Here is a 24,474-nt window from a genome sequence, read left to right on the forward strand (position 1 = left end):
GTGATGGGGCCCGATGAGCAGAGGTATGGGAGGCGGCCGGGGATGGACGTAGGACTCAAGCGAGAGCTGGAGGAGAAGGTCCGGGCCGGTGAGCGGCTGACCCGTGAGGACGGCATCGCCCTCTACGCGTCGGACGACCTGGCATGGCTCGGCGGCCTCGCCCACGAAGTGCGCACCGGCAAGAACGGCGACGTCGTGCACTTCAACGTCAACCGCCACCTCAACATGACCAACGTGTGCACCGCGTCGTGCGCGTACTGCTCGTTCCAGCGCAAGCCGGGCGAGAAGGACGCGTACACCATGCGCATCGAGGAGGCCGTCCGCCTCGCCAAGGCGATGGAGAACGAGAACCTCACCGAGCTGCACATCGTCAACGGGCTCCACCCCAACCTGCCCTGGCGCTACTACCCGCGCTCGCTCTCCGAGCTCAAGAAGGCCCTCCCCGACGTCTCGCTGAAGGCCTTCACCGCCACCGAGATCCACCACTTCGAGACCATCTCCGGGCTCTCGGCCTCCGAGATCCTCGACGAGCTCATCGAGGCCGGACTCGAGTCGCTGACCGGCGGCGGCGCGGAGATCTTCGACTGGGAGGTGCGGCAGCACATCGTCGACCACCGCACCCACTGGGAGGACTGGTCGCGCATCCACCGCCTCGCGCACGAGAAGGGCCTCAAGACCCCGTGCACGATGCTGTACGGGCACATCGAGGAGCCGCGCCACCGTGTGGACCACGTCCTGCGACTGCGTGAGCTGCAGGACGAGACCGGCGGCTTCCAGGTCTTCATCCCGCTGCGCTACCAGCACGACTTCGTCGACGTGCAGGACGGAAAGGTCCGCAACAAGCTCCAGGCGCGCACCACCATGGCGACCGGGGCCGAGGCGCTCAAGACCTTCGCCGTGTCCCGGCTGCTGTTCGACAACGTCCCGCACGTCAAGGTCTTCTGGGTGATGCACGGGGTTCAGACCGCGCAGCTCGCGCTGCAGCACGGTGCGGACGACATGGACGGCTCGGTGGTCGAGTACAAGATCACGCACGACGCGGACAACTACGGCACGCCCAACAAGCTCACCCGCGACGATCTGCTCGACCTGATCCGCGACGCCGGTTTCCGCCCGGTGGAGCGCAACACCCGCTACGAGGTCATTCGCGAGTACCCGGGACCGGACGCCGACCGGCGTGAGTCGCCGCAGCCCATGCGCGTCTGAGGCGCCGCGGCGCCGCGCCGTCTCGCTCATCGAAACCCCGGTGCACGCCGGGGTTTTCGTTTCCTAGGCTGACCCCATGGCCCTCACCTTCGAACTCGACCCGCGCGGCGGGCCCGCCCTGGGCCACGGCGTGCTGGCGCTGTGGACCGAAGTCAGCAACGCGGGCGGCGCCGTCGGCTTCGTACCCCCCGTCACGGTCGAGGACGTCAGGCCCGAATGGCGCAAGCATCTGACGGCCATGGCCGAGGGCCGGATGCGCCTCCTCGTCGGCCGTGACGAGAACGGCGAGATCGCGGCGACCGCCTTCCTCGCGCTCAACCCGCACCGTCTGATGGCCCACTGGATCTGGCTCTACACGGTGATGGTCCACCCCCGTCACCAGGGCAAGGGGTACGGCCGCGATCTGATGGCCGCGGCCGCCGACGCCGCCCGTGGACTCGACGGCATCGATGCGATACGGCTCACCTGCCGCGGCGGCACCGGCGCCGACCGGTTCTACGCCGCCTGCGGCTACAAGGAGGTCGGCCGGGTGCCCGGGGCGATCCGTGTCGCCGAGGGCGACGAGCGCGACGACGTCATCATGCTCCTGCCCCTGAACTGACCCGGCGCCCTCCCCGGCCACCGGTGCGGGCTGCGAGTGCCACCTCTCATCGAGGCGAGGCGGCCCTACGGGCAGCCCGTTGCGCCCGGCGTGCTTCACTGGACAGGCACGTCCGTCGAACGTAGAGAGAAGGCCCGCCGTGTCCGCTGGAAAGACGAGCGCCGCGCTCCGGTACACCACCCTGCGGCTCGCGATCTTCGTCGGCTGCCTCGTCTTCGTGGGCGGCCTGGTCCAGCTCGGCGTGCTGCCCAAGGGACTCGGCGACTCCAACTTCGTCTGGGTCGTCCTGCTCGCGCTCGTCCTCTCCGCACCGCTCAGCTTCGTGCTGCTGCGCAAGCAGCGCGACGCCATGTCCGAGCAGATCGTCGGCAAGGTCGACCGGGCCAAGTCCCGGCTGGAGGCCAACCGTACGCAGGAGGACGGCGCCGCGCGGTAGGCGCCGGGCCGGCTGCGGTACGCGCTCCCGGCAACCTGCCCGCGCCGGCCGTCAGCGGGCGCCCTGCTTGGAGCGCGTGCGCAGTGCCCCCGGCCCCCGCACCTTGGCGGGTTCAGGGACCGCGGCCAACCGCTTGGCGGCGAACTCGCGGTTGGTGACCGTCTGCTTGCGAAAGGCGTCGGGCACGTCGGGCATCGCCAGGAGTCGGTCGCACGCCTGCAGCGAGCCGGCGAAGTCACCCACCCAGTAGGCAGTGATCGAGAACTCGAACAACAGCCCCCAGCGGTACACCCACGGCTGGATGAACAGCAGGTCCTCCGGCGGCTTCTTCCCCAGCCCGGCCCGGACGATCGCGTGCGCGGCCTGGTGGCGGCCCCGTCGGCGCAGTCCCGCTGCCAGTTCGTAGCACGCTTCGAGCCGCTGGGGACGTGACTCCCAGGCGCGGGAGAAGGCGTCCATCGCTCCCGGCCAGTCGTCGCTGCCGACCTTGAGAATCCCGACCTGCAGGAGGGCGTAGTACACCTCTTCGACCCAGCCCCCCATCTCGGCGCGGCGCTCGTACAGGCTGATCGCCTTGTCGGTGTCGCCCATGTCGCGCATGGTCTGTGCCAGGTAGAAGACCGTGCGGGTATTGGTGGGGTCGCGTTCCATCTCGGCGCTCAGCAGGCGGGCGTCGCGCTCGAACTTATCGTGCCGTGAGCCTCCGTCGTGGAAGTCCTCGATCACGAGCGCGTCCAGATTCTCCTGGCCGTGCTTCTGGTCGGCGGTGAGGTACTCATGGGTGACGCCCTCGTACCGCCAGGCGATGTCGCCGCGGACCAGACGCCTGATGCGGTACTCGGTCGCGCCTTCGTGGCGCAGCATGTAGGCGTCGGCGGTCAGCGGGGGCAGGGGACCTTCCCGCCGGATCGCGAGGTCGGCGTCGAGAAGGAGCAGGTAGTCCGCCTTGCCGTGGGCGTGTCTGATGTTCAGGGTCCGGTTGTGGCCGAAGTTGACCCAGGGCTCCTCGTGCAGTTCGCCCGGGATGTCCTTGAGCGCGTCGCGGATCAGTTGCTGGGTTCCGTCGGTCGAGCCGGTGTCGGAGATCACCCAGGTGTCCACGAGGCCACGCACCGAGGCGAGGCATCGCTCGATGACTTTCGACTCGTTCTTGACGATCATGCACAGGCACACAGACGGTTTCACAGCATCACCCATTCCGGCGGGTCGGTCCGTCGGCGACCCTATGCAGCGGACCCGCCCGCCCGGGGACGGCACGCCGACAGCCGTGGCGGGTTCGCCGCCGCGTACGCGTCCATTGGTGTGCGTCTCATAGGCCATTGCGTTGATAGCTCCGCAAGTCCGTAAAGGCATTGCGTACGCGAACCGATGATTCCCAGGGAAGCCCGAACTTGCTTCCGGAGCGTCACTCGAACTGGTTCAAAAAGGAGCAGTGTATGAGTCCTGAGCACAGGACCAAGTCCCCTATGGGCCCGCTTCCACGGCGGCGCGCCTGGCTGACCGGCGGCACGGTCGCGTCGCTCGCGCTCGTGCTCGCGGGGATCGCGAGTCCCACGGCTGCCGCGGTGCAGAGCGCCAACACGGCAGCAGATCTGGCCGTGGCCAGCTCGTCGGCCAAGGACAAGGACAAGGACAAATGTGATTCCGACCTGAGGACCAAGTCCCAGGCGGAGCAGGCGAAGAAGGACAGGGGCAAGGGCGACAAGGACAAGTGCAAGGTGGGCCCCACGGGGCCCACAGGTCCCACGGGGCCGGCGGGAGACACCGGTGACACGGGTGACACCGGTGACACGGGTGACACCGGTGACACGGGTCCGACCGGTCCGACGGGTGACACCGGTGACACGGGCCCGACCGGTCCGACCGGTGACACCGGTGACACGGGCCCGACCGGTCCGACGGGTGACACCGGTGACACGGGCCCGACCGGTCCGACGGGTGACACCGGTGACACGGGCCCGACGGGTCCCACGGGCGCGACGGGTGACACGGGTCCCACAGGCGCGACGGGTGACACGGGTCCCACAGGCGCGACGGGTGACACGGGTCCGACCGGCCCGACCGGTCCCACGGGTCCGACCGGCCCGACCGGCCCGACCGGCCCGACCGGTCCCACGGGTCCGACCGGTCCCACGGGTCCGAGAGGGCGCTGCCACGACACCGACTCGTTCACCTTCGTGACCGGCCGTGAGCACATCGTCGTGATCAACGACTCTGGGGCATTCGCCCAGGACGAGGCCGACGACCCGCCGGCGTGGGAGCCCATCTCCGACGCCACGCAACCGGGCTTGCCTGAGGACTCCTGCGGCGTCGACCTCTCCGTGGACATCATCACGGGCGACGCGTGGGCGAGGACCACCGCCCCGGACGGGACCCTTTGGGAGACGCACGGTGACGTTGTCGTGGACGACATCATCTGGGATGAACCATGGGTTCCGGCTCCGCCGGTGGGAGGACCGCCGCTTGCCTTCGGCTTCGGACCGAGCGAGTTCACAGGGGCCCTGGGCTCGATGAACTCTGTCCCGCAGAGCACCAGGCGTTCCTGACCCGGTCGGGATCGTGACGACGCGTGCTGTGCCCGTTCTCCGGGCACAGCACGCGTCTTCTGTCTGCGGCGGGCGCGGTGTGCGTCTGCCGTACGCGGGCCGGGGGCCGAGCTCCGTCGCATCCTCGGCGGCGCGGACTCCTGCTCTCCCAACTGCGCCCGCGCACAGAGCGCGTGCCCACCGCGCTGCCCGCCACTCCGCGTCACGACCGCTGTTCCGGGGCCCGTAGGCTTACCGCGGAGTAGGGGTGCGGGGCGGGAGGATGTCTGACATGGGTCCTGTGAAGGGGACGAAGGCCAAGCGCATGCCGCGCGCCGTGCGCGAGCGGCAGATGATGGACGCCGCCGTACAGACCTTCGGGCAGCGCGGCTACCGGGCGGCGTCGATGGACGAGATCGCTGAGCTCGCCGGGGTGTCCAAGCCGCTGGTCTATCTGTATCTGAACTCCAAGGAAGAGCTCTTCACGGCCTGCATCCGACGCGAGGCGAAGGCGCTCACCGAGGCCGTGCAGGCGGCCGTCCAGCCGGGGCTGCCGGCCGACCGGCAGATGTGGGCGGGGCTCGAGGCGTTCTTCCGGCACACCGCCGAGAACCCGGACGGCTGGTCCGTACTGCACCGCCAGGCCCGTACGCACGGGGAGCCGTTCGCCGCCGAGGTGAGCGTGATGCGGGAGGAGATCGCCGCCTTCGTGACCGGTCTCATCGGTGCCGCCGCGAGCCAGGGCACGCCCGCGGTGTCGCAGCGGGACGCCGAGCTGGCCGACCGTGATGTGGCCGGCCTCGCCCAGGCGCTGGTGGGGGCCGCCGAGTCACTTGCCGGGTGGGCGAACGAGGCCGGCGGCGTCGGCGCCAAGGAGGCCGCGGGCATGCTGATGAACTTCGCCTGGACGGGCCTCGGAGGCCTGATGCGCGGGGAGCGCTGGTCGCCCCGGTGAGCTTCCCGGTGATGTGGCCGGCGAGGTGACCCGGTCGTCGCTGCGGCGCAGTTGGAAGGCGGTGCCGGCCGTGGCGCTCGAGACACGCCGCGTCGACCCCGCTGCGGCGGCCCTGCCTCGGCACGGTGGGGCCGCGGCCGGCGCCCAGGCCTCCCGCCCGGCAGTCGGTCCCGGCACAGGCAGGAGCCCCGCTCCGTACGAAACCGCACGGAGCGGGGCTCCTTGGGTACTGCTAAGTCGTGCGCGATCGCCGACCCAGGCAACTTAGGCCGGGGTGACGTTCTCCGCCTGCGGGCCCTTCGGACCCTGGGTGACGTCGAAGTTCACGACCTGGTTCTCCTCGAGGGAGCGGAACCCGGACGCGTTGATCGCGGAGTAGTGGACGAAGACATCCGGGCCGCCGCCGTCCTGGGCGATGAAGCCGAAGCCCTTTTCAGCGTTGAACCACTTGACGGTTCCGGTAGCCATAAGCCCTCCTTGGGCCAAAGGGTTGCCCTGCTCCAGAACCTGCAAGAAGTCTGAAAACTACAAAAGCCTGCGGGTTACATGCTCCGCAGGCTCTGTACTGCAAGGGAAACCAAACTGCAACTTGCGTCGAGCCTAGCACGCAGCGTGTGTGCTGCGGTAGAGGGAAAGATCACGTCACCCGTCCGTTTGAATCGATCTTGAGTCGCTGACGGCGGGAGGGGACGAAGCCCAGCTCGGACGGGGGGTGGGCGCGGATCGCCGTGCCCCGGCGGCGTAGTCCTTGCGCCACAGGTCTAGCCTCGCGATGTGGACAGTCTTGGAGAAAGCGCAGCAACCGCAACCGACCACCGTCGCAGCCGGCCACGTGTTGGCCACATCCAGTTCCTGAACTGTCTGCCGCTTTACTGGGGGCTGGCCAGAACCGGAACTCTCCTCGATCTCGAGCTTACGAAGGACACCCCCGAGAAGCTCAGCGAGCGGTTGGTGAACGGCGACCTCGACATCGCGCCGATCACCCTTGTGGAATTCCTCCGCAATGCCGATCGGCTTGTCGCATTTCCCGACCTCGCGGTCGGCTGCGACGGACCGGTGATGTCCTGCGTGATCGTCTCGCAGCTGCCCCTGGAGAAGCTCGACGGGGCGCGGGTCGCGCTCGGTTCCACGTCCCGCACCTCCGTACGGCTGGCGCAGCTGCTGCTCGCCGAGCAGTACCAGGTGACCCCCGACTACTACACCTGTCCGCCCGACCTCGGGCTGATGATGCAGGAGGCGGACGCGGCCGTGCTGATCGGCGACGCCGCGCTGCGCGCCTCGCTGCACGACGCGCCCCGCCTCGGCCTCGAGGTCCATGACCTCGGGCACATGTGGAAGGAGTGGACCGGGCTGCCGTTCGTCTTCGCCGTGTGGGCGGCGCGCAAGGACTACCTGGCGCGTGAGCCCGCCGTCGTGCGCAAGGTCCACGAGGCGTTCCTCGCCTCCCGGGACCTCTCCCTCGAGGAGGTCGGCAAGGTCGCCGAGCAGGCGGCGCGCTGGGAGGCCTTCGACGCGGAGCTGCTGGAGCGCTACTTCACGACGCTGGACTTCCGCTTCGGGGCGCAGCAGCTCGCCGGTGTACGGGAGTTCGCCCGTCGGACCGGGCCGACGACCGGGTTCCCGGCCGATGTGGCGGTCGAGCTGCTCGGCGGCTGAGGCGGCTGCGTGCCGCGGACCCTGTCCCTCGCGTGCTGCCGACCCGGTCTCCGGCCTGCTGACGGCCGTCACTTCCGCGTGCTGCCGTACATGGCGGGTCGCCCCTAGGCTGAGGATCGGCAATCGGCAACGCAATCGGGGGAGTTCAGATGCAGCCGCTGGATCCGGGCGAGCCACGGAGCATCGGCGCCTACCGACTGCTCGGCAGGCTGGGTGCGGGCGGCATGGGCCGCGTCTACCTCGGGCGCAGCGCAGGCGGCCGTACGGTCGCGGTCAAGATCGTCCATCCGCACTTCTCACTCGACGAGGAGTTCCGGGCCCGGTTCCGGCGTGAGGTGGCCGCCGCACGGCGGGTCGGCGGCGAGTGGACCGCGCCCGTACTGGACGCCGATCCGGACGCCACCCTGCCCTGGGTGGCGACCGGTTATGTCGCCGGGCCGCCCCTGTCGCAGGCGGTCGCCGACCACGGTCCGCTGCCCGACGGCGTGGTACGGGCGCTGGGCGCCGGACTTGCGCAGGCGCTGGCGGCCGTGCACGCGCTGGACCTGGTGCACCGGGACGTGAAGCCGTCCAATGTGCTGCTAACCCTGGAGGGCCCGCGGCTGATCGACTTCGGGATCGCCCGCGCCACGGAGGGAACCGCCTCGCTCACCTCCACGGGTGTCTCGGTCGGCTCGCCCGGCTACATGTCCCCCGAGCAGATCCTCGGCAAGGGCGTCACCGGTGCGGCCGACGTCTTCTCGCTGGGCGCGGTCCTGGCGTACGCGGCGACCGGCGAGGCCCCCTTCCCGGGCGACTCGTCGGCCGCCCTGCTCTACCGGGTGGTGCACGGCGAGCCAGAACTGGGCTCGCTGGATGGGGAGATGCGGGGGCTGGTGGCCGGGTGCCTGGCCAAGGACCCGGCCGCGCGGCCGACGCCGGACGAGATCGTGGCGAGACTTGCCCCGGACGGGGTGGCGGCGATGATCGGGGTGGGCCGGCTGCCGGGGCTGCTGGTCGAGCAGATCAGCCGCGCGGCAGTCGAGTTGCTGAACCTGGAGGCGCTGACGGAACCCGACCCGGTGGTATCCGGACCGGTGGCGTTCAGCAGTGCGGCCATCGGCGTCTTCGGCCCGCCGGTGGAACCGCCACGACCGGGGCCGCTCGTAGCGGACTCGGCACCGCAGCCGTCGGCCGACGCGGAGGTGCCGTCGGCACGCACGCCGGAGACCGGGACCGGCGCCGGTCCGAGCATCGGGTTCTCCGTCTCGGCGAGCACCGCCATGAGCCCGGATACGGACGGGGCCCGCCGGGGCCGGCGGATCAGCTGCACCGTGGCGCTGACCGTCGCGGGCGCACTGGCCGCGGTGACGATCGGCAGCGGTGTGCTGCAGGACCTGTGGCGGGGCAGCCCCGACGCACAGAAGGGCAGTGACACGGCGGCGAGGCCGCCCGCCTCGACCGGCCCCGCCGAAACCCCGACCGGTGCCACGCCCAGCGGCTCCTCGTCCACCGCGCCCGGCACCGCGCCCCGGCAGGTTGGTGCGGTCCCCGCGGCCTTCGTCGGCACATGGCAGGGCGAGATCACCCAGGACAACGGCCTCTCGGGAGGCATGCTCACCGCGGTGATCACCAAGGGCAGGAAGGGCAAGGACGTGATCCGTACGTCCGTAAAGCTCGGCCCGTTCGAATGCAACGGCGTGGGGAAGCTCGCCTCCGGTACCGAACGGGAGTTGCGCATCACGGAGCGAACGGATCCGGACCGGCCGACATCGCCGCTGTGCACGAGCGGCACCACGACGGTGACGTACACACTCACGGCGAAGGGGACGGTGCGCTACCGGTCCCAGGAGGAAGCCGCGGGCAACCCGTACGCGACGCTCGTGAAGAAGCCGGCCGACTGACGGCAGCTGGTGTGGCGTGCGCACAGCAAACGCGTGAGCAACCGCGGGTGGACGGGGGTACACGGACGGGCTCTGCCTCCTCCTGGGGCGAGGAGGCAGAGGCGCCGGTGCTGTGGGGATACACCAGACGTACGCCTGGCTGGCGATCACGGACAGCAAGGACTGGTACCACCGATGACGGTGGTTACGGCTCCGGAGAGGACAGGTCGGACAGGACGTCGGACTTGCGGCCCCGCCTGTGGATCTCGTACAGCCAGAGGAGCAGGGCTGCGGTGGCGAGGGTGGCGAGTAGGCCGACGACCCAGACATAGGGGTAATGGCTGTGAACCCAATGCTCCGCGCGGCGGCTGCGTTTCTTGGGCGGTATGGAAGCGATGGCCACGAACGAAATCGTCAGGGCTGCGCCCGCACACCCCAACGCGACTGCTCCGCGGATGAGTGAACGAACCTTTCCTGTCTTCCAGTTGATGCCGGCAGCGCACACCCCCAGCACGGCCAGCACACAGGCCAGCAACGCCCCTGCCGTGGCACCGAATCCGTATCCTCCCCCGGGCCAGTCCTGAGCGAACTCCTTCCACAGCGCTTCGCCCCAGGTGATGCCCCCCAGGACCCACAGTGCGAACAGGGCGAGGATGCCCAGGACGCCAAGGATGCCGAGCGTGTTGGCCACGAAGCCCTTGCCCCGGTCACGGCGCGGCCGGGCCCTCGATGGAGTCCGTACGAGCGACGGCGGCGCCGCCCTTCGTCGCCCCGGCTTGGTCGAACCCCCGATGGACATCCCCCAGTTGTCGTCATTGCCGCCAGATCGCAGGTCTGCCCCGTGACCACAGCTCCCAGCATCAGCGCACGGTACCCATCATCCTCCGTGATCCCATCCGCCTCTACTGTGGTTTGCAGTCACGGGAATTCAGAAACGCAAGCGGTCGGGGGCACCAGCATGGAACCACTGAAGCCGGACGATCCCCAGGAGTTGGGCACCTACCGCCTACCGCCTGCCGGCGCAGCGGTGGGGCAGAGGCCGGGTGACCCCGTGAGAGACCCCGACCGGCCGGGAACCGAGTGCTGGCAGGCGGCGGGCGAGGAGCTCCCGCCGCCTCCGCCCCAAGCGCAGACCCGGTGGAACTCCTTTATGTGGGCGCTCCTCATACCAGGGCTGCTCACCCTGGCGGGCGTCACCGCCCAGTACCCGTACGGGATGTTCGTCGGTGTCGTCCTCGGTCTCGGGACCGTGACGGCCGCCGCCGTCGTGCTCGGTGGCCGCTGGCACCGGCCGGGCGCCGCGGTCGTCGCCTGTGTGTGCGGCTTCGCTCTGACGTTCTTCGCGGGCCCCGGGGGCTACGAGCTGTACATGAAGCAGCTCGGCGAACCCGTACCCGCGATGGTCGCGACGATCGAGGAGAAGGACGGTCTGCTGCAGTGCCGGGTCGTCGAGATCGAGAGCCGGACCGTGCACGACGTGTCGCAGCAGCAGAACTGCTTCTCGCACATCCGGATGCTCCAGCGCGTGACGCTGCGCAAGGACCCGCTGGGCCTGCTGGAGCCGCGCCTGCCGGACGGACCGGACCAGGCGGGCACCACCCGGCTCACGCTGATGATCGCCGCGGGGCTCTTCGCCGCGACGGGAGCCGCGGTGCTCTACGCGGGGCTGCGCAGGCGAGCCGCGGTGGTGCCGAGGCGCGGCCCGGGAGGCGCACGGCCGGGCCGCGAGCCGGTGGCGTAGCCTGGATCGGTCCGTAGATCCACAGGAAAACCGCCGAAGGGTGACGCCCGGTGACCGAGAAGGCCGACCTTACGACTTCTGATGTCGCAGCCGTCCTGGACCGTGCCGCCGAAGGCGGGCGGATCACGCCCGAGGAAGCGCTCGAGCTGTACCGCTCCGCGCCGCTGCACGCACTGGGCGCGGCGGCGGACGCCGTACGGCGGCGGCGGTACGCGGGTACGGAGCACATCGCGACGTACATCATCGAGCGCAACATCAACTACACCAACGTGTGTGTCACGGCGTGCAAGTTCTGTGCCTTCTACGCGCCGCCGAAGGACACGGCCAAGGGCTGGACGCGCGACCTGGACGACATCCTGCGCCGGTGCGCCGAGACCGTCGAGCTCGGCGGGACGCAGATCATGTTCCAGGGCGGCCACCACCCGGACTACGGCGTCGAGTACTACGAGAAGCACTTCGCCGCCATCAAGAAGGACTTCCCGCAGCTGGTGATCCACTCGCTGGGCGCGTCCGAGGTCGAGCACATGGCCCGGATCTCCGGCGTCCCCGTCGAGGAGGCGATCTCCCGGATCCACGCGGCCGGTCTCGACTCGTTCGCGGGCGCCGGCGCCGAGCTGTTGCCGGAGCGGCCGCGCAAGGCGATCGCCCCGCTCAAGGAGTCCGGCGAGCGGTGGCTGGAGATCATGGAGATCGCCCACGGCCTGGGTGTGGAGTCCACCTCCACCATGCTGATGGGCACGGGCGAGACCAACGCCGAGCGTATCGAGCACATGCGGATGATCCGCGACGTACAGGACCGGACGGGTGGCTTCCGGGCCTTCATCCCGTACACGTACCAGCCGGAGAACAATCACCTCAAGGGCCGTACGCAGGCCACGATCTTCGAGTATCTGCGGATGATCGCGATCGCCCGGCTCTTCTTCGACAACGTCGCCCACATCCAGGGCTCCTGGCTGACCACCGGCAAGGAGGTCGGCCAGCTGTCGCTGCACTACGGCGCCGACGACCTGGGCTCGATCATGCTGGAGGAGAACGTCGTCTCCTCGGCCGGTGCCAAGCACCGCTCCAACCGCCAGGAGATCATCGACCTGATCCGTAAGTCGGGCCGCGTCCCGGCGCAGCGCACCACGACGTACGAGCACATCGTCGTGCACGACGACCCGGCGAACGACCCCGTCGACGACCGCGTGGCCTCGCACATCTCGTCCACGGCGATCGCGGGCGGCACAGCGCACCCCGAGCTGAAGCTGCTCGCCTCCAACTGAGGCCGCGTTGCTGACGATTCACGCCGCGGACCGGGTCTTCGTCCGCCGCCCCGAGGCGCAGGCCGTCGCCGTGGACGGCGGGCTGATCATCGCCATCGGCTCGTACGAGGAGCTGGTCGCCGCCCGTCCTCGGGCGCGGGTGCGGCGCTGGCCGGGGCTGCTGATGCCGGGTCTGCTCCATCCGCAGGCTGTCGCGTTGCTGGAGGCGGCCTATCACCCCGATGCGCGCGAGGCCGACGAGCTCGGCACCGAGCCGCTGACCGGCGAGGCACTGGCGGCGCTCGCGATGGACGACACGCGCTGGGGCGCGAGTGCCCGGCGCGGGCTGCAGCGGATGCTGCGGCACGGAGTGACCGCGCTCTCCGGGCCGTTCGACCGGGACGCGGTACGGACGGCGGTGGCGCGGTCGGGACTGCGGGTGAGCCGACCACGCCTGGGCGGGGAGGGCGAGACGCTCTCGCTCGACCCGTTCGCCCTCTTTCCGCTCAGCGCCCTGATCGGGGGGGACCTCACGGTCGGCGCCCCCGCGGACTTCGCGGTCTTCGACGTGCCGATGGACGACATCCCCGCCCGAGCACTGCGGTTGCACGGCGCGCGCAGCTGCGTCGCGACGGTCCTGGACGGCCGGCTGGTGTACCGACGGCGGTGAACCCGGGCGGTCGGCCGACAGGCGAGGGAACGGCCGACGGGCGGCCTCGCGACCCCCGCCGCCCGTCCGCCCGCCAAGTGCCTTGCCGGTTCGGCCCGATGGGCGCGGCGCTAGGGTGGGCGTCGCCGACAGGACGGGAGGGTCTGGTGTGGCATACGCGATACGGGTGGCAGGTGTTGCCCTCGGCCTGCTCATGGCGGCCGGGGTCGCCGGACTCGCCGGGACCGCTGGTGTCGCCCACGCCGCCGAGCCGGCGCCCACCCGCGCCGACATCGCCGCGGACGCCCTGCGCGAGGACCCCGTCCACATCAGCCCGCACCTCGACCCCGGCGCCATGGGCCCCAAGGACATCGAGCGCATACGCGCGGCGGCACAGAAGCTGAAGGCGGCCGGCACCTCCGTCTACGTCTCCGTCAGCCCGGTGTGGGAGGGCGACGGCAGCGGGGAGTTCGGCATCGCGTATCTCGCGCTGCTGCACGACCGGCTCGGCAAGGACGGCGTGTACGTCCATGTCTCCGAGGACGGGCGGGCCCGGCTGCGCCAGTACGGGGTGAAGCCGCCCGGCGCGAGCGCCGCGAGCGTGGAGAACCGGGTGGAGGACCGGGCCGCCGACGAGAGCGCCTCGCTCGCCGATGTCGCGGTCCTCGCGCTGGACGGGCTGCGCACCGGTCAAGTGCCGCGCAGCAAGGCCGCGGTCATCGACGACGTGGCTTACCGGGGGCCCGAGTACCGCGCGGCGCAGGCCGCCCTGTGGGCCGGTTCGGCCGGTGCGGTCGGGGTGGGCGTGCTCACGCTGCTGCACCGTTTCACGGACGTGCCGCTGTGGCCGAGGCGCAGGCGCACCCCGCAGCGGCAGCCACAGCCGCTGCCCGACGTCGACTGGAGTTCCGCCCCGGATGTTCCCGACCACTCGTACGACACGCTGTACGACCTGGCAAAGCGTCGCACGGACGCCCTGAGGGACGCGGTGGTGACGGCGGAGGCGGCCGGGCTGAAGATGGCGGGCTCAGTGGCCGACGACGCCTGGGATCTCGCTGACGACCTGGTGATCTGTGCCCTTCCGCCCGTCCACGAGCCCGATCCCGAGGTCGTCGCCGAGCACGGTCTCGCCTGGTGGGAGGAGCGGCTGTCGCTTGTCCAGGGCGCCGATCTGCCCGACCTTGTCGCCGCGATCGAGGTGAGCAGGATCGGCATGCGGGCGCTGGCCGCGCAGCGTGACGGAGTACCCCTGACTGCCGAACCGCCCTGCTACCACAATCCGTTGCACGAGCGCGGGACCGCGCGCACCCCGTGGACCCGCGGCGACGGCGAGGTCACCGACATCGCGGTCTGCCCCGCGTGCGCCGAGCACGGACCCGATCCGCTGCTGGTGGCAACGGAGGCGGGGATGCGGCCGTACCACGAGTCCGACGAGACGAACCCGATGTGGTCGGTCACCGGCTACGGGGCGACCTCGCCCGACTGGTCGCCGGAAGACGTGATCGACTTCCTGGGGAGGTGGGCGGACGAGTTCGCCGACGAGGAGCCGGACGAGGAGCCGGAGGACCGCACCGGCACCGACCGGGTTGCCGGGCCCGGTACCGATGCGGGCGCCGCAGCCGGCACCGGCCGCGACGGGGAGGCCCGCTCATGAGGAGGACGGCAGCGCTGCTGCTCGTTGCGGCCGCACTCCTGGGTGTCGGCGCATCCGCCCCGTACGACCCGGTCGAGCGCGCCGCCGCCGCGCTGCGCGAGCGGCCCGTGTACGTCGACCCCGACCTCGGCCATCTCCTCACGCCCGAGGACCGTACTAAGGTCGAGGAAGGGCTGAGGAAGCTCGAGGCCCCCGTATATCTCGCGGTGCTTCCCGGCGTACCCCAGGGCTACATCAACGACCCCCGCATCCGGTCCCTCGCCCGCCGGACCGGAAGGAACGGCGCGTACCTCCTGGTGATGGACGACGGCTGTTTCGCCGTCAACACCCAGACACTGCCGAAGAAGAACCCGCCGGAGATCCCGCAGCAGTGCGAGCGCGACAGTGCCGCCATCCGCGATCTCACGCTCGACTACGCGCGGGCCGCCGACCGGCTCGCCGATGGGCCGCCCGGCAAGCTCAGCGGCCCGACCACCTGGAACGACCCGGCTGCCGACGACGGCGACGCCGCGAGTGAACATCCCGACGACCGGCTGTCCGCGGACCACTGGGGCAGGATTGCGGCGGCGCTGATCCTGGGCGCCCTGGTGGGCGCGTATGTGCTGCGGCCGCTGGTGCTGCTGGTGGTCCGGCTCGTTCGCCGCCGTCCCACCCCGACCCGGTCGGCCCGGCGGGCCGCGGCCGAACTCGACGCCCGGCTGGAGGGGGTCCGATGACCGCCGCACGCCGGGCGCCCACGGCAGTGTTCCTCGCGCTGCTCGCCGTCCTCGCGGGCGCGGCGCCCGCCGCAGCCGCGGAACAGCCCGACCGCGCCCGCATGATCGCCGACCGGTTGGCCCAGGACCCGGTGTACGTCGACCCGGACAGCGCGGGGCAGCTCGATGCGTCCGTGCGACAGCGCATGCGCAAGCAGATCCGTGACTCCACGGTGCCGGTCTTCGTCGTGGTCGCCCGCAGCAACTACGACTCCCGGGACCCGTACGAGGGCGATCCCGAGATCCTGCTGTCCTTCGTGCACGACCGGCTGCGCCGCGACGGCGTTTATGTGATCGCGAGCGAGGACGGTGATCGGCCGGTCTCCCAGGAGTACGGCGTCGACCGCGACGCGGCCACCGCCGAGCTGCTCGGCGACTACGACACCCCCCTCGACGTCTCCCTGCCGCGGTTCGTGGACGCGGTCGTCTCCGATACGGCCGAGGAGCAGTACGAGGAGGAGAACGGCTGGAACGACGACGAGGACGACCGCGAGGGCACGATGCCCGGCTGGGCCGCGCTCGCCGTCGCCGCCACGGTCATCGCCGTGATGCTGGGCCTTTTCGCGTACGTCGTCCGCCTGAGGAGAAGGGTGTGGAAGTAGCAGCGGGCGGTCGGGATGCGCGGACACTGCGTCACGAGGCGTCCATGGTGATCACCACGGCGTGCTGCGCCGCTGCGGGGCGTGCCGTCCGGCCGACGGGCGTGCTGCTTGAATGGGGTACGTGACCCGAGCAACCCTGGACAAGCAGCCGCACGAAGTCGCCTCGATGTTCGACGACGTGGCGGCGAACTACGACCTCACCAACGACGTGCTCTCGCTCGGCCAGGACCGGCGGTGGCGCAAGGAGGTCGCCAAGGCGGTGGACGCCCGCCCGGCGCAGAAGGTCCTCGACCTTGCGGCCGGCACCGGCACGTCCTCGCTGCCCTTCACCGCGACCGGCGCCTACGTCGTGCCGTGCGACTTCTCGCTCGGGATGCTGCGCGAGGGCAAGAAGCGCAACCCGTGGCTGCCGCTCACCGCCGGCGACGCGACCAGGCTGCCGTTCCGCGACGACGTCTTCGACGCCGTGACGATCTCCTTCGGGCTGCGCAACGTGCAGGACACGGACGCGGCGCTGCGCGAGCTGTACCGGGTGACCAAGCCCGGCGGCCGGGTGGTGATCTGCGAGTTCTCGCACCCGACGTGGGTTCCGTTCCGGGTCGTGTACGAGGAGTACCTGATGCGGGCGCTGCCGCCGGTCGCGCGGGCCGTGTCGTCCAACCCGGATGCGTACGTCTATCTCGCCGAGTCCATCCGGAGCTGGCCCGATCAGGCCGCTCTGGCCGGGCGGCTCCAGCAGGCCGGCTGGTCCAAGGTCGCCTGGCGCAATCTGACGGGCGGCGTGGTGGCGCTGCACCGCGGCACCAAGCCGCTCTAGGGCGGCCCGCCGTGGAGCACTCGGCGGTGGCCGTGGACTATCAGGGCGTCCTGGAGGAGATCGCCGCCGACGTCGCACCGCTCGTCGGCAGCGGAACGCCCGCCGAGTACATCCCGGCCCTCGCATCCGTCGACCGGCACCGTTTCGGCATGGCCATCGCGGACCTGAACGGCACTGTGCACGGGGTCGGGGACTGGCAGCGCCCGTTCTCCACCCAGTCGATCACCAAGGTCTTCACCCTCGCGCTGGCCCTCGCCAGCGGCGGGGACAGCCTCTGGGAGCGCGTGGGCCGGGAGCCATCCGGCAACCCCTTCAACTCGCTGGTGCAGCTGGAGTACGAGCACGGCATCCCGCGCAACCCGTTCATCAACGCCGGCGCGCTCGTCGTCACCGACGCGCTTCAGTCCCTGACCGGTGACGCGAGCAGCGAACTCCTTGAGTTCCTGCGGCAGGAGAGCGGCAATCCGGAGCTGACGTTCGACCCGAAGGTCGCCGAGTCGGAGTCCGCGGCCGGAGACCGCAATGCCGCCCTGGCCCACTTCATGGCCTCGTACGGCAACATCGTCAACCCCGTGCCGACCCTCCTCGACCACTACTTCTGGCAGTGCTCGATCGAGATGAGCTGCGCCGATCTGACGCTCGCGGCCCGGTTCCTGGCCCGGCACGGGCTGCGCGCCGACGGCTCCCGGCTGCTCACCCGCAGCGAGGCCAAGCAGATCAACGCCGTGATGCTCACCTGCGGTACGTACGACGCGGCCGGTGACTTCGCCTACCGGGTCGGGCTGCCGGGCAAGAGCGGGGTGGGCGGCGGAATCGTGGCGGTGGTGCCGGGGCGCTGCACCCTGTGCGTATGGAGCCCAGGTCTCGACGCGCGGGGGAACTCGGTGGTGGGGGTGGCGGCGCTGGACCGCTTCACGACGCTGACCGGTCAGTCGGTGTTCTGACCCGCTCACTTCCCTTGCGGGGTAAGTGAGTTGACGGGAACCGGTGGGCGGGGAAGATGAGTCAGTTGTTTACGACTTCCTTATCTCGTTGTCCCCGCCAGCCACTTCGGAGTCTCCCCATGGCGTCGTACTGCCCGCACTGCGGCAACCCATCCCCGGATGAGGCGCGCTACTGCATGAAATGCGGGCGGGAGCGACTGCCCGAGCCCGTGCTGCCTCCTGCCCCTCCGCCAGCTGCCGCTACGGCCGCCCCCGCTCCTGCCCCCGCCCTGCCGTCGGCGGCACCGCCGGTGCCGGCGCTCGGTGCGCCTCCCGCCGCGCCGCCCGCGTATGCGCCGGGTCCCGTACAGCCCTCCCCCGTCGGGGAGTTCATCGGCCGCGTCCTCCGTGGTGGCTGGCCGGCAGCGGCGAAGGCGACGATGTGGCCGGCCGGGCTGCTGCTGGTGCTCGCGGCGCTGCTCGCCATTCCGTCCTACGGGCAGGAGGACGAGGTCGTCGTCGGCTGGAGCGACCGGCTGCGGATCGCTCTCGCGCTGCTGCTGCAGGGCGTGGGCGGCGGCGTCGAAGTGAAGGCTGTGGGCAGCCCTTCGCCCTACGAACGGGGTGACTACTCGGGTGGCTACTCGGGCGGCTATTCCGACGGCGACCGCTACTCCGGCTCCGGTACGGACTCCATCGGCCAGGGCATGGCGTCGTTCTCCGTGGTGCCGATGACGGTGACCGTGCTGGTCATGGTCGCTCTGCTCGTGGGCGCCCGGATGCTGCGCAGGCGCGCCGAAGGTCTCGAGGCCGCCGTACGGATGTCCCTGCTGTTCGCCGGCGAGGTGCTGCTCCTCGGGCTGTTCGCCCAGCCCGAGGTCGAGGGAATCAGCTTCTCCTCGGCACCGCTGCTCGCCGCGCTCGGCGCGCTGGCCCTCTCGCTCGCGGTGAGCTCGGGCGTGCTGCAGCGCGACCAGCTCGCCGCGTGGCTGGCGCAGCGGCCGGCCGCCCTGTCGGCGGTTCGCGCCCTGGGCACGGCGGTGCGCGCGCTCGGTGTGGTGCTGGCGCTGTGCTCGCTGACCGGATTCATCCTGTACGCCAACGTGGACGAAGTGGACGGCCAGGCGCTGCTGATCGCCCTGCCCCTCCTGCCGAACATCGGCTTCGCGGTGCTCGGGGTGAGCTGGGGCGCGCCCGTCGACTACGACGTCGGCGGTCAGTTCGGCCTGCTCGGCCCCAGCACGGGGCACGGCAGCATCGGACTCGGCGAGATCGCGGACGTGTGGGGCGACGGTGCGGTGGTCTGGGCGCTGGTCCTCGGCCTGCTCTGCGCGCTGATCCTCGGGGTGTTCGCGGCCCGCCGCTCGCCCGACCGGCGCGATCAGGTGCAGGCGGGGGTGTTCGCCCTGGGACTGATCCTGCTGGGCGCTGGACTCAGCGGAATCTCGGCCGAAGGCGGCGGCAGTGAGTTCGGCGCCACGGGCACGTCCGAACTTGCCCCCGACGTCGCGGAGGCGCTGCTGTTCGGGCTGCTGTGGGTGGGCGGGGCGACGTTCCTCGGCCCGTACGTCCTGCGGATGGTGGGCCGGCAGCCGGCCGTCGTGCCGCTGCCGGGGTACGACCCGGGCGGTACGTGGTCGCCCGCCGCGCAGCCCATGCCCGCGGCCCCGTTCGCGGCGCACCCCGCCCCGGCCGCACCCGGGGTGGTCCCGGCACCCGCGGCGTCGCCGGAGGCGCCTGCCGCGCACGGATCGTCCAAGGGGCTGCAGCCCGCCGGGCCGCCCATCGGGTCTGCCGCAGGCGGGGGGCCCGCCGGTCCGCTCACGTTGCCGGACGCGTCCGCGGGGGCGCCTCCTGCTCCCGGGGCGGTGGCGGGGCACGACGCAGCCGGGCGGCCCGCCGCGGGGTTCGTGCCCGGGCAGGTCTCGGCGTCCCTTGTTCCGCCGGACAGGTCCGCCGGTGCGTCCACGGCGCCGGCCGCCGGGCCGGAGGCACGCGCCCCGTCGCCCGACAGCGGCCCCGTGCCCGTGCCGTACATTCCTCACCCCCAGGCGCCCGGCGGGCCGCAGGGCGGGTACGCGCCCTACACCGTGCAGCTCGGCGCGGCCTCGGCCATCTCCCGCCCCGACGCCGACACCGACGTCGACACCGGCGCCCGCGCCGAGCGCAGGCGGAAGGTCCTGATCTGGACGGCCACCCTCACCGCGGCGTTCGTCATCGGTGGCGGCGCGACGGCGGGTGTACTCGTTCTGAAGAACAAGGACGACAGGGCGCCCGCGGCGCAGCAGTCCCAGAAGTCCGGCGGCACGCCCCGGGCCTCCGCATCCCCGGCACCGTCCCGGTCCTCCGCCGCCGCCTCCCCTACCCCGTCGGCGAGCGCGTCGGCGGATGCGTCCTCCACCCCGGCGGGCGACGGCACCCTCCCCGCCGGCATGGTGCTCAAGCAGGACCCGGCCGGGTTCACCGTCGGTGTGATGGAGGGCTGGAGCCGCCGGCAGGCGGGCAGCCAGGTCTTCTACGAGGCTCCGACGGGCGGCGCGTACCTCCAGATCGGCGTCATCAAGAACACCCCCATGACCTCGTACGAGAACTTCCTGGGACTGGAGAAGAAGCACCTGGAGACCCCTCGGACCAGGTACGAGCGCAAGCAGCTGACCCAGAACACCTACCAGGGCCGGCCGGGAGCGCTCTGGGAGTTCGTCCATGTCCCCGAGCCGGACGAGGGCGACCTTGAGCGGCATGTCATCGACCAGGCGTTCGTCGCGGCCGACGGCACGGAGTACGCGATCCTCGCCGCCGGCCGCGCGGACCAGTGGGACGCCGACAAGGACGTGGTGTTCTCCACCGCCGTCGAGACCTTCAGGATCGACTGAGGTCCAGGCGGAAGCAGTACCCCTGCCGCTCGGACAGCGTCGTGAAGGTCTCGGCGAGCTCCATGCCGAGCCGTCGCGTCAGGGCGATGGACCGCTCGTTGCGGGCGTCCACCATCGCCACCACCCGCTCGACCCCCGCCGCCCGTACCCGCTCCAGCGCGGTGCGGGCGGCGGCCGTCGCGTACCCCCGGCCCCACGCCGACCGTGCCAGCCGCCAGCCGATCTCGATCTCGCCGGCAGGCCCGAAGTCCTTGTGCGGCCATGGCTGTGCTCCGGTGAAGCCGAGGACCTCGCCGTCCTCGTCGAGAATCGTCCACAGGCAGAAACCGCGCTCGGCGTCGTGCATCCGCTGCCGGGCGGTCAACTCCTCGTACACGGACAGCTCCGCCGGAGAACCCCCGTGGAACTCCATGACGTCCGGGTCGGCGAAGGCCCGGTGCCACGCCAGGGCGTCCTCATCGGTGGGCACACGCAGCTGAACGGCGGGGAGCGGACTGCTGCTCATGGACGGAGCCCTTCGTTCGGTTGATCAGTACGCCCCATAGACTGCACATGTCCTGTGCCGTTCGGTACGCAATATCGAGTCTTCGGGAGAACCCGCCGTGACCGAACCCCTCACGGAGCACACTGCCGATGTGATCGTCGTCGGGGCGGGCCCGGCCGGCTCCACGACCGCGTACTACCTCGCCAAGGCGGGACTCGACGTCCTGCTCCTCGAGAAGACCGCGTTCCCCCGCGAGAAGGTCTGCGGCGACGGACTGACCCCGCGCGCCACCAAGCAGCTGGTCGCGATGGGCATCGACATCTCGGAAGAGGCCGGCTGGCTGCGCAACAAGGGCCTGCGCATCATCGGCGGCGGTGTACGGCTCCAGCTCGACTGGCCGGATCTCGCCTCGTACCCGGACTACGGCCTGGTCCGCAAGCGCGACGACTTCGACGAACAGCTGGCCCGGCAGGCGCAGAAGGCGGGCGCGCGGCTGTACGAGCGCTGCAATGTGGGCGCGCCGGTCATCGACGACCGCACCGGCCGGATCACCGGCGTGCACGCCAAGCTCGGCGAGGAGAAGACCCCGGTCACCTTCCACGCCCCCCTCGTCGTCGCCGCCGACGGAAACTCCTCCCGGATCTCGCTCGCCATGGGCCTGCACCGGCGCGAGGACCGCCCGATGGGCGTTGCCGTACGGACGTACTTCACCTCGCCCCGTCACGACGACGACTACCTGGAGTCCTGGCTGGAGCTGTGGGACCGGCGCGGTCCCGGCGAGGACCGGCTGCTGCCCGGCTACGGCTGGATCTTCGGCATGGGCGACGGCACCTCGAACGTGGGCCTCGGCGTGCTCAACACCTCCGCCTCGTTCAAGGAGCTGGACTGGCGTGAGGTGCTCAAGGCCTGGTGCGCCTCGATGCCCCAGGACTGGGGCTACACCGACGAGAACATGACGGGCCCGATCCGCGGGGCGGCCCTTCCGATGGCCTTCAACCGGCAGCCGCACTACACCAAGGGCCTGCTGCTGGTCGGGGATGCGGGCGGCCTGGTCAACCCGTTCAACGGCGAGGGCATCGCGTACGCGATGGAGTCCGGGCAGATCGCCGCCGATGTCATCGTCCAGGCGACTGCCCGGCAGACCCCGGCCCAGCGCGAACTGGCCCTGCACCGCTACCCGAAGGTCCTCAAGGACACCTACGGCGGCTACTACACGCTCGGTCGAGCCTTTGTGAAGCTGATCGGCAACCCGAAGGTCATGAAGATCGCGACACAGCGCGGTCTGACACATCCGCTGCTGATGAAGTTCACGCTGAAGATGCTGGCCAACCTCACCGACCCGACGGGCGGCGACGCGATGGACCGCATCATCAACGGTCTGTCGAAGGTGGCCCCGAAGGCGTGAACGCCCGGCGGTAGCCGCTGGGGGAGACCCCGAAGGCGCGGGTGAAGTGGTGGCGCAGATTGGCCGCGCTGCCCAGCCCGCTGCGCTCGCCGATGATCTCGACGGGCAGATCGGTGCTCTCCAGCAGTGACTGGGCGAGTGCGAGCCGCTGGTGCAGGAGCCACTGCAGGGGCGTGGTGCCGGTGGCCGCCTGCAGACGGCGGAAGAAGGTGCGCGGGCTCATTCGGGCCCGGCGTGCCAGTTCCTCGACGGTCAGCGGACGGCTCAGACGCTCGCCGGCCCACTGGAGCACGTGCCCCAGGCCGTCGTCGTCGGGGGCGCTGGGCACCGGGTGCTCGATGAACTGGGCCTGGCCGCCGCTGCGATGGGACGGTACGACGAGTCGGCGGGCGAGCTGGTTCGCGACCTTGGCGCCGAGGTCCTGGCGGACCAGATGCAGACACAGGTCGAGCGCGGCGGTCGCGCCCGCACTGGTCAGGACATGGCCGTCGCCGGTGCGTTCGTCGGTGTAGAGGACCGAGTCGTCCACGACGACCTCCGGGTGGCGGGCGGCGAGTTCGCGGGTGTGCTGCCAGTGGGCGGTGGCCCTGCGGCCGTCGAGCAGCCCGGCGGCGGCGAGCGCGAAGGCGCCGGTGCACAGCGAGACCATCCGGGACCCGGCCGCGGCGGCGGCGCGCAGGGCGTCGACGAGCTCGGCGGGTATGGGCGCGTCCGCGTCGACGCATGCCTCGGGCACGGAGGGCACGATCACGGTGTCGGCGCCGGCGAGGGCGTCGAGGCCATGGTCCGTACGGACGGCGAACGCGGACCCGGGCGCGGCGGCGGGGCTGCCGCACAGCCTCAGCTCGTACCAGGGGTCGGCGAGGTCGGGGTGCGGGATGCCGAACACCGTGCAGGCGATGGTGAGTTCGTACATGTCCCACAGGGAGAGACCGCCTCGCGGATCGGGTACGACGGCGACGGCGACGACTCCTGCGCTCATGCTGCCGAGGCTACGGCAGGAATTTTGCGGAAGGAGGCAGTCCTGCCACTGTCGGCCGCTTCGGCCCGCTGTGAGGGTTGTTCTCGTACCGAGAAGGACGCCGACAGGGCAGATGAGGAGTTTGTGAGCATGAGTCATGAAAAGGTCTCTGTCGTGGGGCTGGGACAGATGGGGGCGGCGCTTGCGGGGGCGTTCCTGGCCGCCGGGCATCCGACGACGGTCTGGAACCGAACGCCGGGCAAGGCGGACGCCCTGGTGGAGCGGGGCGCGGTGCGGGCCGGGTCGGTCACGGAGGCTGTCGCGGCGAGCGAGGTGGTGGTGGTCTGTGTCCTCGACCACGCTGCCGCACACGAACTCCTCGACCCGGTGACGGCGGAACTGGCCGGCCGCACCCTGGTCAATCTGACGTCGGGCTCGCCGGAGCAGGCCCGCGAGAGCGCCGCCTGGGGCGATCGCAACGGCTTCGCGTATCTGGACGGCGGCATCATGTCCACGCCGCCAGGCGTCGGCAATCCGGCGAGCATGATCCTCTACAGCGGATCGCCGGACGCGTTCGCCGCGCACCGGGAGACGCTGAGGGCCCTGGGCGACCCCATCGACCTGGGCGCGGACGCCGGGCTCGCCTCGCTGTACGACACGGGTCTGCTCGGCCTGATGTGGTCGGTGTTCGGCGGCTGGCTGCAGGCCACGGCTCTGGTCGGAGCGGACGGTGTGCCCGCGGCCGCCTTCACGCCGCTGGCGGTCCGCTGGCTGACCGCGGTCAGCGGCTTCATGGACACGTACGCGGCCCAGATCGACGCGGGCCACTACCCGGGCGACGACGCGACGATCGACGTCCAGCTGGCCGCGGTGGAGCACCTGCTGGAGGCGTCGCGTGACCGAGGCGTCGACGTGCGCCTGCCGGAACTGCACCGTGAGCTGATGGCGAAGGCCTCCGCGGCGGGCTACGGCACCGACAGCTACGCCCGGCTGATCGAGGCCTTCCGCAAGGCCTGAGGCCCCGGAGAGCGAAAGCCGGCGGGTACGCCCCGCACAGTGCTGTGGCCCGGCAGGGCGTCATCGCTCGATCCGGTGAACTCCTCGTCCACAGACACAAGATCGACG

At 71.0% G+C, this 24,474-nt stretch carries 23 protein-coding genes; 17 read left to right on the forward strand and 6 right to left on the reverse strand.

Annotated features, from left to right (window positions below; genetic code table 11):
- Positions 1-42: 42 nt before the first annotated feature.
- The 3 genes from mqnE (at position 43) to ACFYWI_RS03105 (ending at position 2,243) form a co-directional block, all read left to right on the forward strand.
- Positions 43-1,206 (forward strand): aminofutalosine synthase MqnE, encoded by a 1,164-nt coding sequence (mqnE, locus tag ACFYWI_RS03095; protein WP_389224562.1) that lies wholly within the window; start codon positions 43-45, stop codon positions 1,204-1,206.
- A gap of 76 nt (positions 1,207-1,282) precedes the next feature.
- The gene (locus tag ACFYWI_RS03100; RefSeq protein ID WP_389224564.1) at positions 1,283-1,807 is read left to right on the forward strand and encodes a GNAT family N-acetyltransferase; all 525 of its coding nucleotides are present in this window, start codon (positions 1,283-1,285) and stop codon (positions 1,805-1,807) included.
- A 139-nt stretch (positions 1,808-1,946) separates the two neighbouring features.
- Complete coding sequence (locus ACFYWI_RS03105; protein ID WP_389224566.1) at positions 1,947-2,243, forward strand: DUF4229 domain-containing protein; 297 nt, start codon at positions 1,947-1,949, stop codon at positions 2,241-2,243.
- A 51-nt stretch (positions 2,244-2,294) separates the two neighbouring features.
- Here ACFYWI_RS03105 and ACFYWI_RS03110 read toward each other — a convergent pair whose 3' ends face one another.
- Entirely contained in the window at positions 2,295-3,428 is a 1,134-nt protein-coding gene (locus ACFYWI_RS03110) for a glycosyltransferase (protein WP_389224568.1), read from the reverse strand.
- A 220-nt stretch (positions 3,429-3,648) separates the two neighbouring features.
- The gene (locus tag ACFYWI_RS03115) at positions 3,649-4,911 is read right to left on the reverse strand and encodes a DUF4573 domain-containing protein (protein ID WP_389225201.1); all 1,263 of its coding nucleotides are present in this window, start codon (positions 4,909-4,911) and stop codon (positions 3,649-3,651) included.
- 158 nt (positions 4,912-5,069) lie between these two features.
- Here ACFYWI_RS03115 and ACFYWI_RS03120 point away from each other — a divergent pair, with 158 nt between their 5' ends.
- On the forward strand, positions 5,070-5,723 hold the full coding sequence (locus tag ACFYWI_RS03120) for a TetR/AcrR family transcriptional regulator (protein WP_389225203.1): 654 nt from the start codon (positions 5,070-5,072) through the stop codon (positions 5,721-5,723).
- Positions 5,724-5,987: 264 nt separating this feature from the next.
- On the opposite strand, the gene ACFYWI_RS03125 is transcribed toward ACFYWI_RS03120, so the two are convergent.
- The gene (locus tag ACFYWI_RS03125; RefSeq protein WP_003967102.1) at positions 5,988-6,191 is read right to left on the reverse strand and encodes a cold-shock protein; all 204 of its coding nucleotides are present in this window, start codon (positions 6,189-6,191) and stop codon (positions 5,988-5,990) included.
- Between the two features lie 306 nt (positions 6,192-6,497).
- On the opposite strand from ACFYWI_RS03125, the gene ACFYWI_RS03130 reads away from it, so the two are divergent.
- Both ACFYWI_RS03130 and ACFYWI_RS03135 read left to right on the forward strand, forming a co-directional pair.
- Positions 6,498-7,379: a menaquinone biosynthetic enzyme MqnA/MqnD family protein gene (locus tag ACFYWI_RS03130; protein ID WP_389224570.1), complete on the forward strand. Its 882-nt coding sequence runs from the start codon at positions 6,498-6,500 to the stop codon at positions 7,377-7,379.
- Between the two features lie 149 nt (positions 7,380-7,528).
- Positions 7,529-9,262 (forward strand): protein kinase, encoded by a 1,734-nt coding sequence (locus tag ACFYWI_RS03135; RefSeq protein ID WP_389224572.1) that lies wholly within the window; start codon positions 7,529-7,531, stop codon positions 9,260-9,262.
- A gap of 184 nt (positions 9,263-9,446) precedes the next feature.
- Here ACFYWI_RS03135 and ACFYWI_RS03140 read toward each other — a convergent pair whose 3' ends face one another.
- A complete protein-coding gene (locus ACFYWI_RS03140) occupies positions 9,447-10,040 on the reverse strand; it encodes a hypothetical protein (RefSeq protein ID WP_389224574.1) in 594 nt (197 codons plus the stop codon).
- A gap of 159 nt (positions 10,041-10,199) precedes the next feature.
- On the opposite strand from ACFYWI_RS03140, the gene ACFYWI_RS03145 reads away from it, so the two are divergent.
- From ACFYWI_RS03145 to ACFYWI_RS03185, 9 genes are all read left to right on the forward strand, one after another.
- Complete coding sequence (locus ACFYWI_RS03145; protein ID WP_389224576.1) at positions 10,200-10,982, forward strand: hypothetical protein; 783 nt, start codon at positions 10,200-10,202, stop codon at positions 10,980-10,982.
- 50 nt (positions 10,983-11,032) lie between these two features.
- Positions 11,033-12,247, forward strand: a complete 1,215-nt coding sequence (mqnC, locus tag ACFYWI_RS03150) for a cyclic dehypoxanthinyl futalosine synthase (protein ID WP_389224578.1) — start codon at positions 11,033-11,035, stop codon at positions 12,245-12,247.
- A 7-nt stretch (positions 12,248-12,254) separates the two neighbouring features.
- A complete protein-coding gene (locus ACFYWI_RS03155) occupies positions 12,255-12,896 on the forward strand; it encodes a hypothetical protein (protein ID WP_389224580.1) in 642 nt (213 codons plus the stop codon).
- 148 nt (positions 12,897-13,044) lie between these two features.
- Positions 13,045-14,529 (forward strand): hypothetical protein, encoded by a 1,485-nt coding sequence (locus ACFYWI_RS03160; protein ID WP_389224582.1) that lies wholly within the window; start codon positions 13,045-13,047, stop codon positions 14,527-14,529.
- The gene (locus ACFYWI_RS03165) at positions 14,526-15,245 is read left to right on the forward strand and encodes a hypothetical protein (protein ID WP_389224584.1); all 720 of its coding nucleotides are present in this window, start codon (positions 14,526-14,528) and stop codon (positions 15,243-15,245) included. The genes ACFYWI_RS03160 and ACFYWI_RS03165 overlap by 4 nt, the downstream gene beginning before the upstream one ends.
- Complete coding sequence (locus ACFYWI_RS03170) at positions 15,242-15,886, forward strand: hypothetical protein (RefSeq protein ID WP_389224586.1); 645 nt, start codon at positions 15,242-15,244, stop codon at positions 15,884-15,886. Before ACFYWI_RS03165 ends, ACFYWI_RS03170 begins: the two co-directional genes overlap by 4 nt.
- Before the next feature lie 121 nt (positions 15,887-16,007).
- Positions 16,008-16,703 (forward strand): demethylmenaquinone methyltransferase, encoded by a 696-nt coding sequence (locus ACFYWI_RS03175; protein ID WP_389224588.1) that lies wholly within the window; start codon positions 16,008-16,010, stop codon positions 16,701-16,703.
- 32 nt (positions 16,704-16,735) lie between these two features.
- Positions 16,736-17,647: a glutaminase gene (locus ACFYWI_RS03180; protein WP_389225205.1), complete on the forward strand. Its 912-nt coding sequence runs from the start codon at positions 16,736-16,738 to the stop codon at positions 17,645-17,647.
- Between the two features lie 119 nt (positions 17,648-17,766).
- Positions 17,767-20,499, forward strand: a complete 2,733-nt coding sequence (locus tag ACFYWI_RS03185) for a zinc-ribbon domain-containing protein (RefSeq protein WP_389224590.1) — start codon at positions 17,767-17,769, stop codon at positions 20,497-20,499.
- Here the strand turns inward: ACFYWI_RS03185 and ACFYWI_RS03190 are convergent.
- Positions 20,486-21,004, reverse strand: a complete 519-nt coding sequence (locus ACFYWI_RS03190; protein ID WP_389224592.1) for a GNAT family N-acetyltransferase — start codon at positions 21,002-21,004, stop codon at positions 20,486-20,488. The genes ACFYWI_RS03185 and ACFYWI_RS03190 overlap by 14 nt on opposite strands.
- Positions 21,005-21,101: 97 nt before the next feature.
- Here ACFYWI_RS03190 and ACFYWI_RS03195 point away from each other — a divergent pair, with 97 nt between their 5' ends.
- Positions 21,102-22,388 (forward strand): geranylgeranyl reductase family protein, encoded by a 1,287-nt coding sequence (locus ACFYWI_RS03195; RefSeq protein ID WP_389224594.1) that lies wholly within the window; start codon positions 21,102-21,104, stop codon positions 22,386-22,388.
- Here ACFYWI_RS03195 and ACFYWI_RS03200 read toward each other — a convergent pair.
- Positions 22,354-23,370: a helix-turn-helix domain-containing protein gene (locus tag ACFYWI_RS03200; protein WP_389224597.1), complete on the reverse strand. Its 1,017-nt coding sequence runs from the start codon at positions 23,368-23,370 to the stop codon at positions 22,354-22,356. The genes ACFYWI_RS03195 and ACFYWI_RS03200 overlap by 35 nt on opposite strands.
- On the opposite strand from ACFYWI_RS03200, the gene ACFYWI_RS03205 reads away from it, so the two are divergent.
- Positions 23,260-24,366, forward strand: a complete 1,107-nt coding sequence (locus ACFYWI_RS03205; RefSeq protein WP_389224599.1) for an NAD(P)-dependent oxidoreductase — start codon at positions 23,260-23,262, stop codon at positions 24,364-24,366. The two genes, ACFYWI_RS03200 and ACFYWI_RS03205, sit on opposite strands and share 111 nt — an antisense overlap.
- Positions 24,367-24,474: the final 108 nt, after the last annotated feature.

It is taken from the genome of Streptomyces sp. NPDC002889, from assembly GCF_042888425.1.
Taxonomy (GTDB): domain Bacteria; phylum Actinomycetota; class Actinomycetes; order Streptomycetales; family Streptomycetaceae; genus Streptomyces.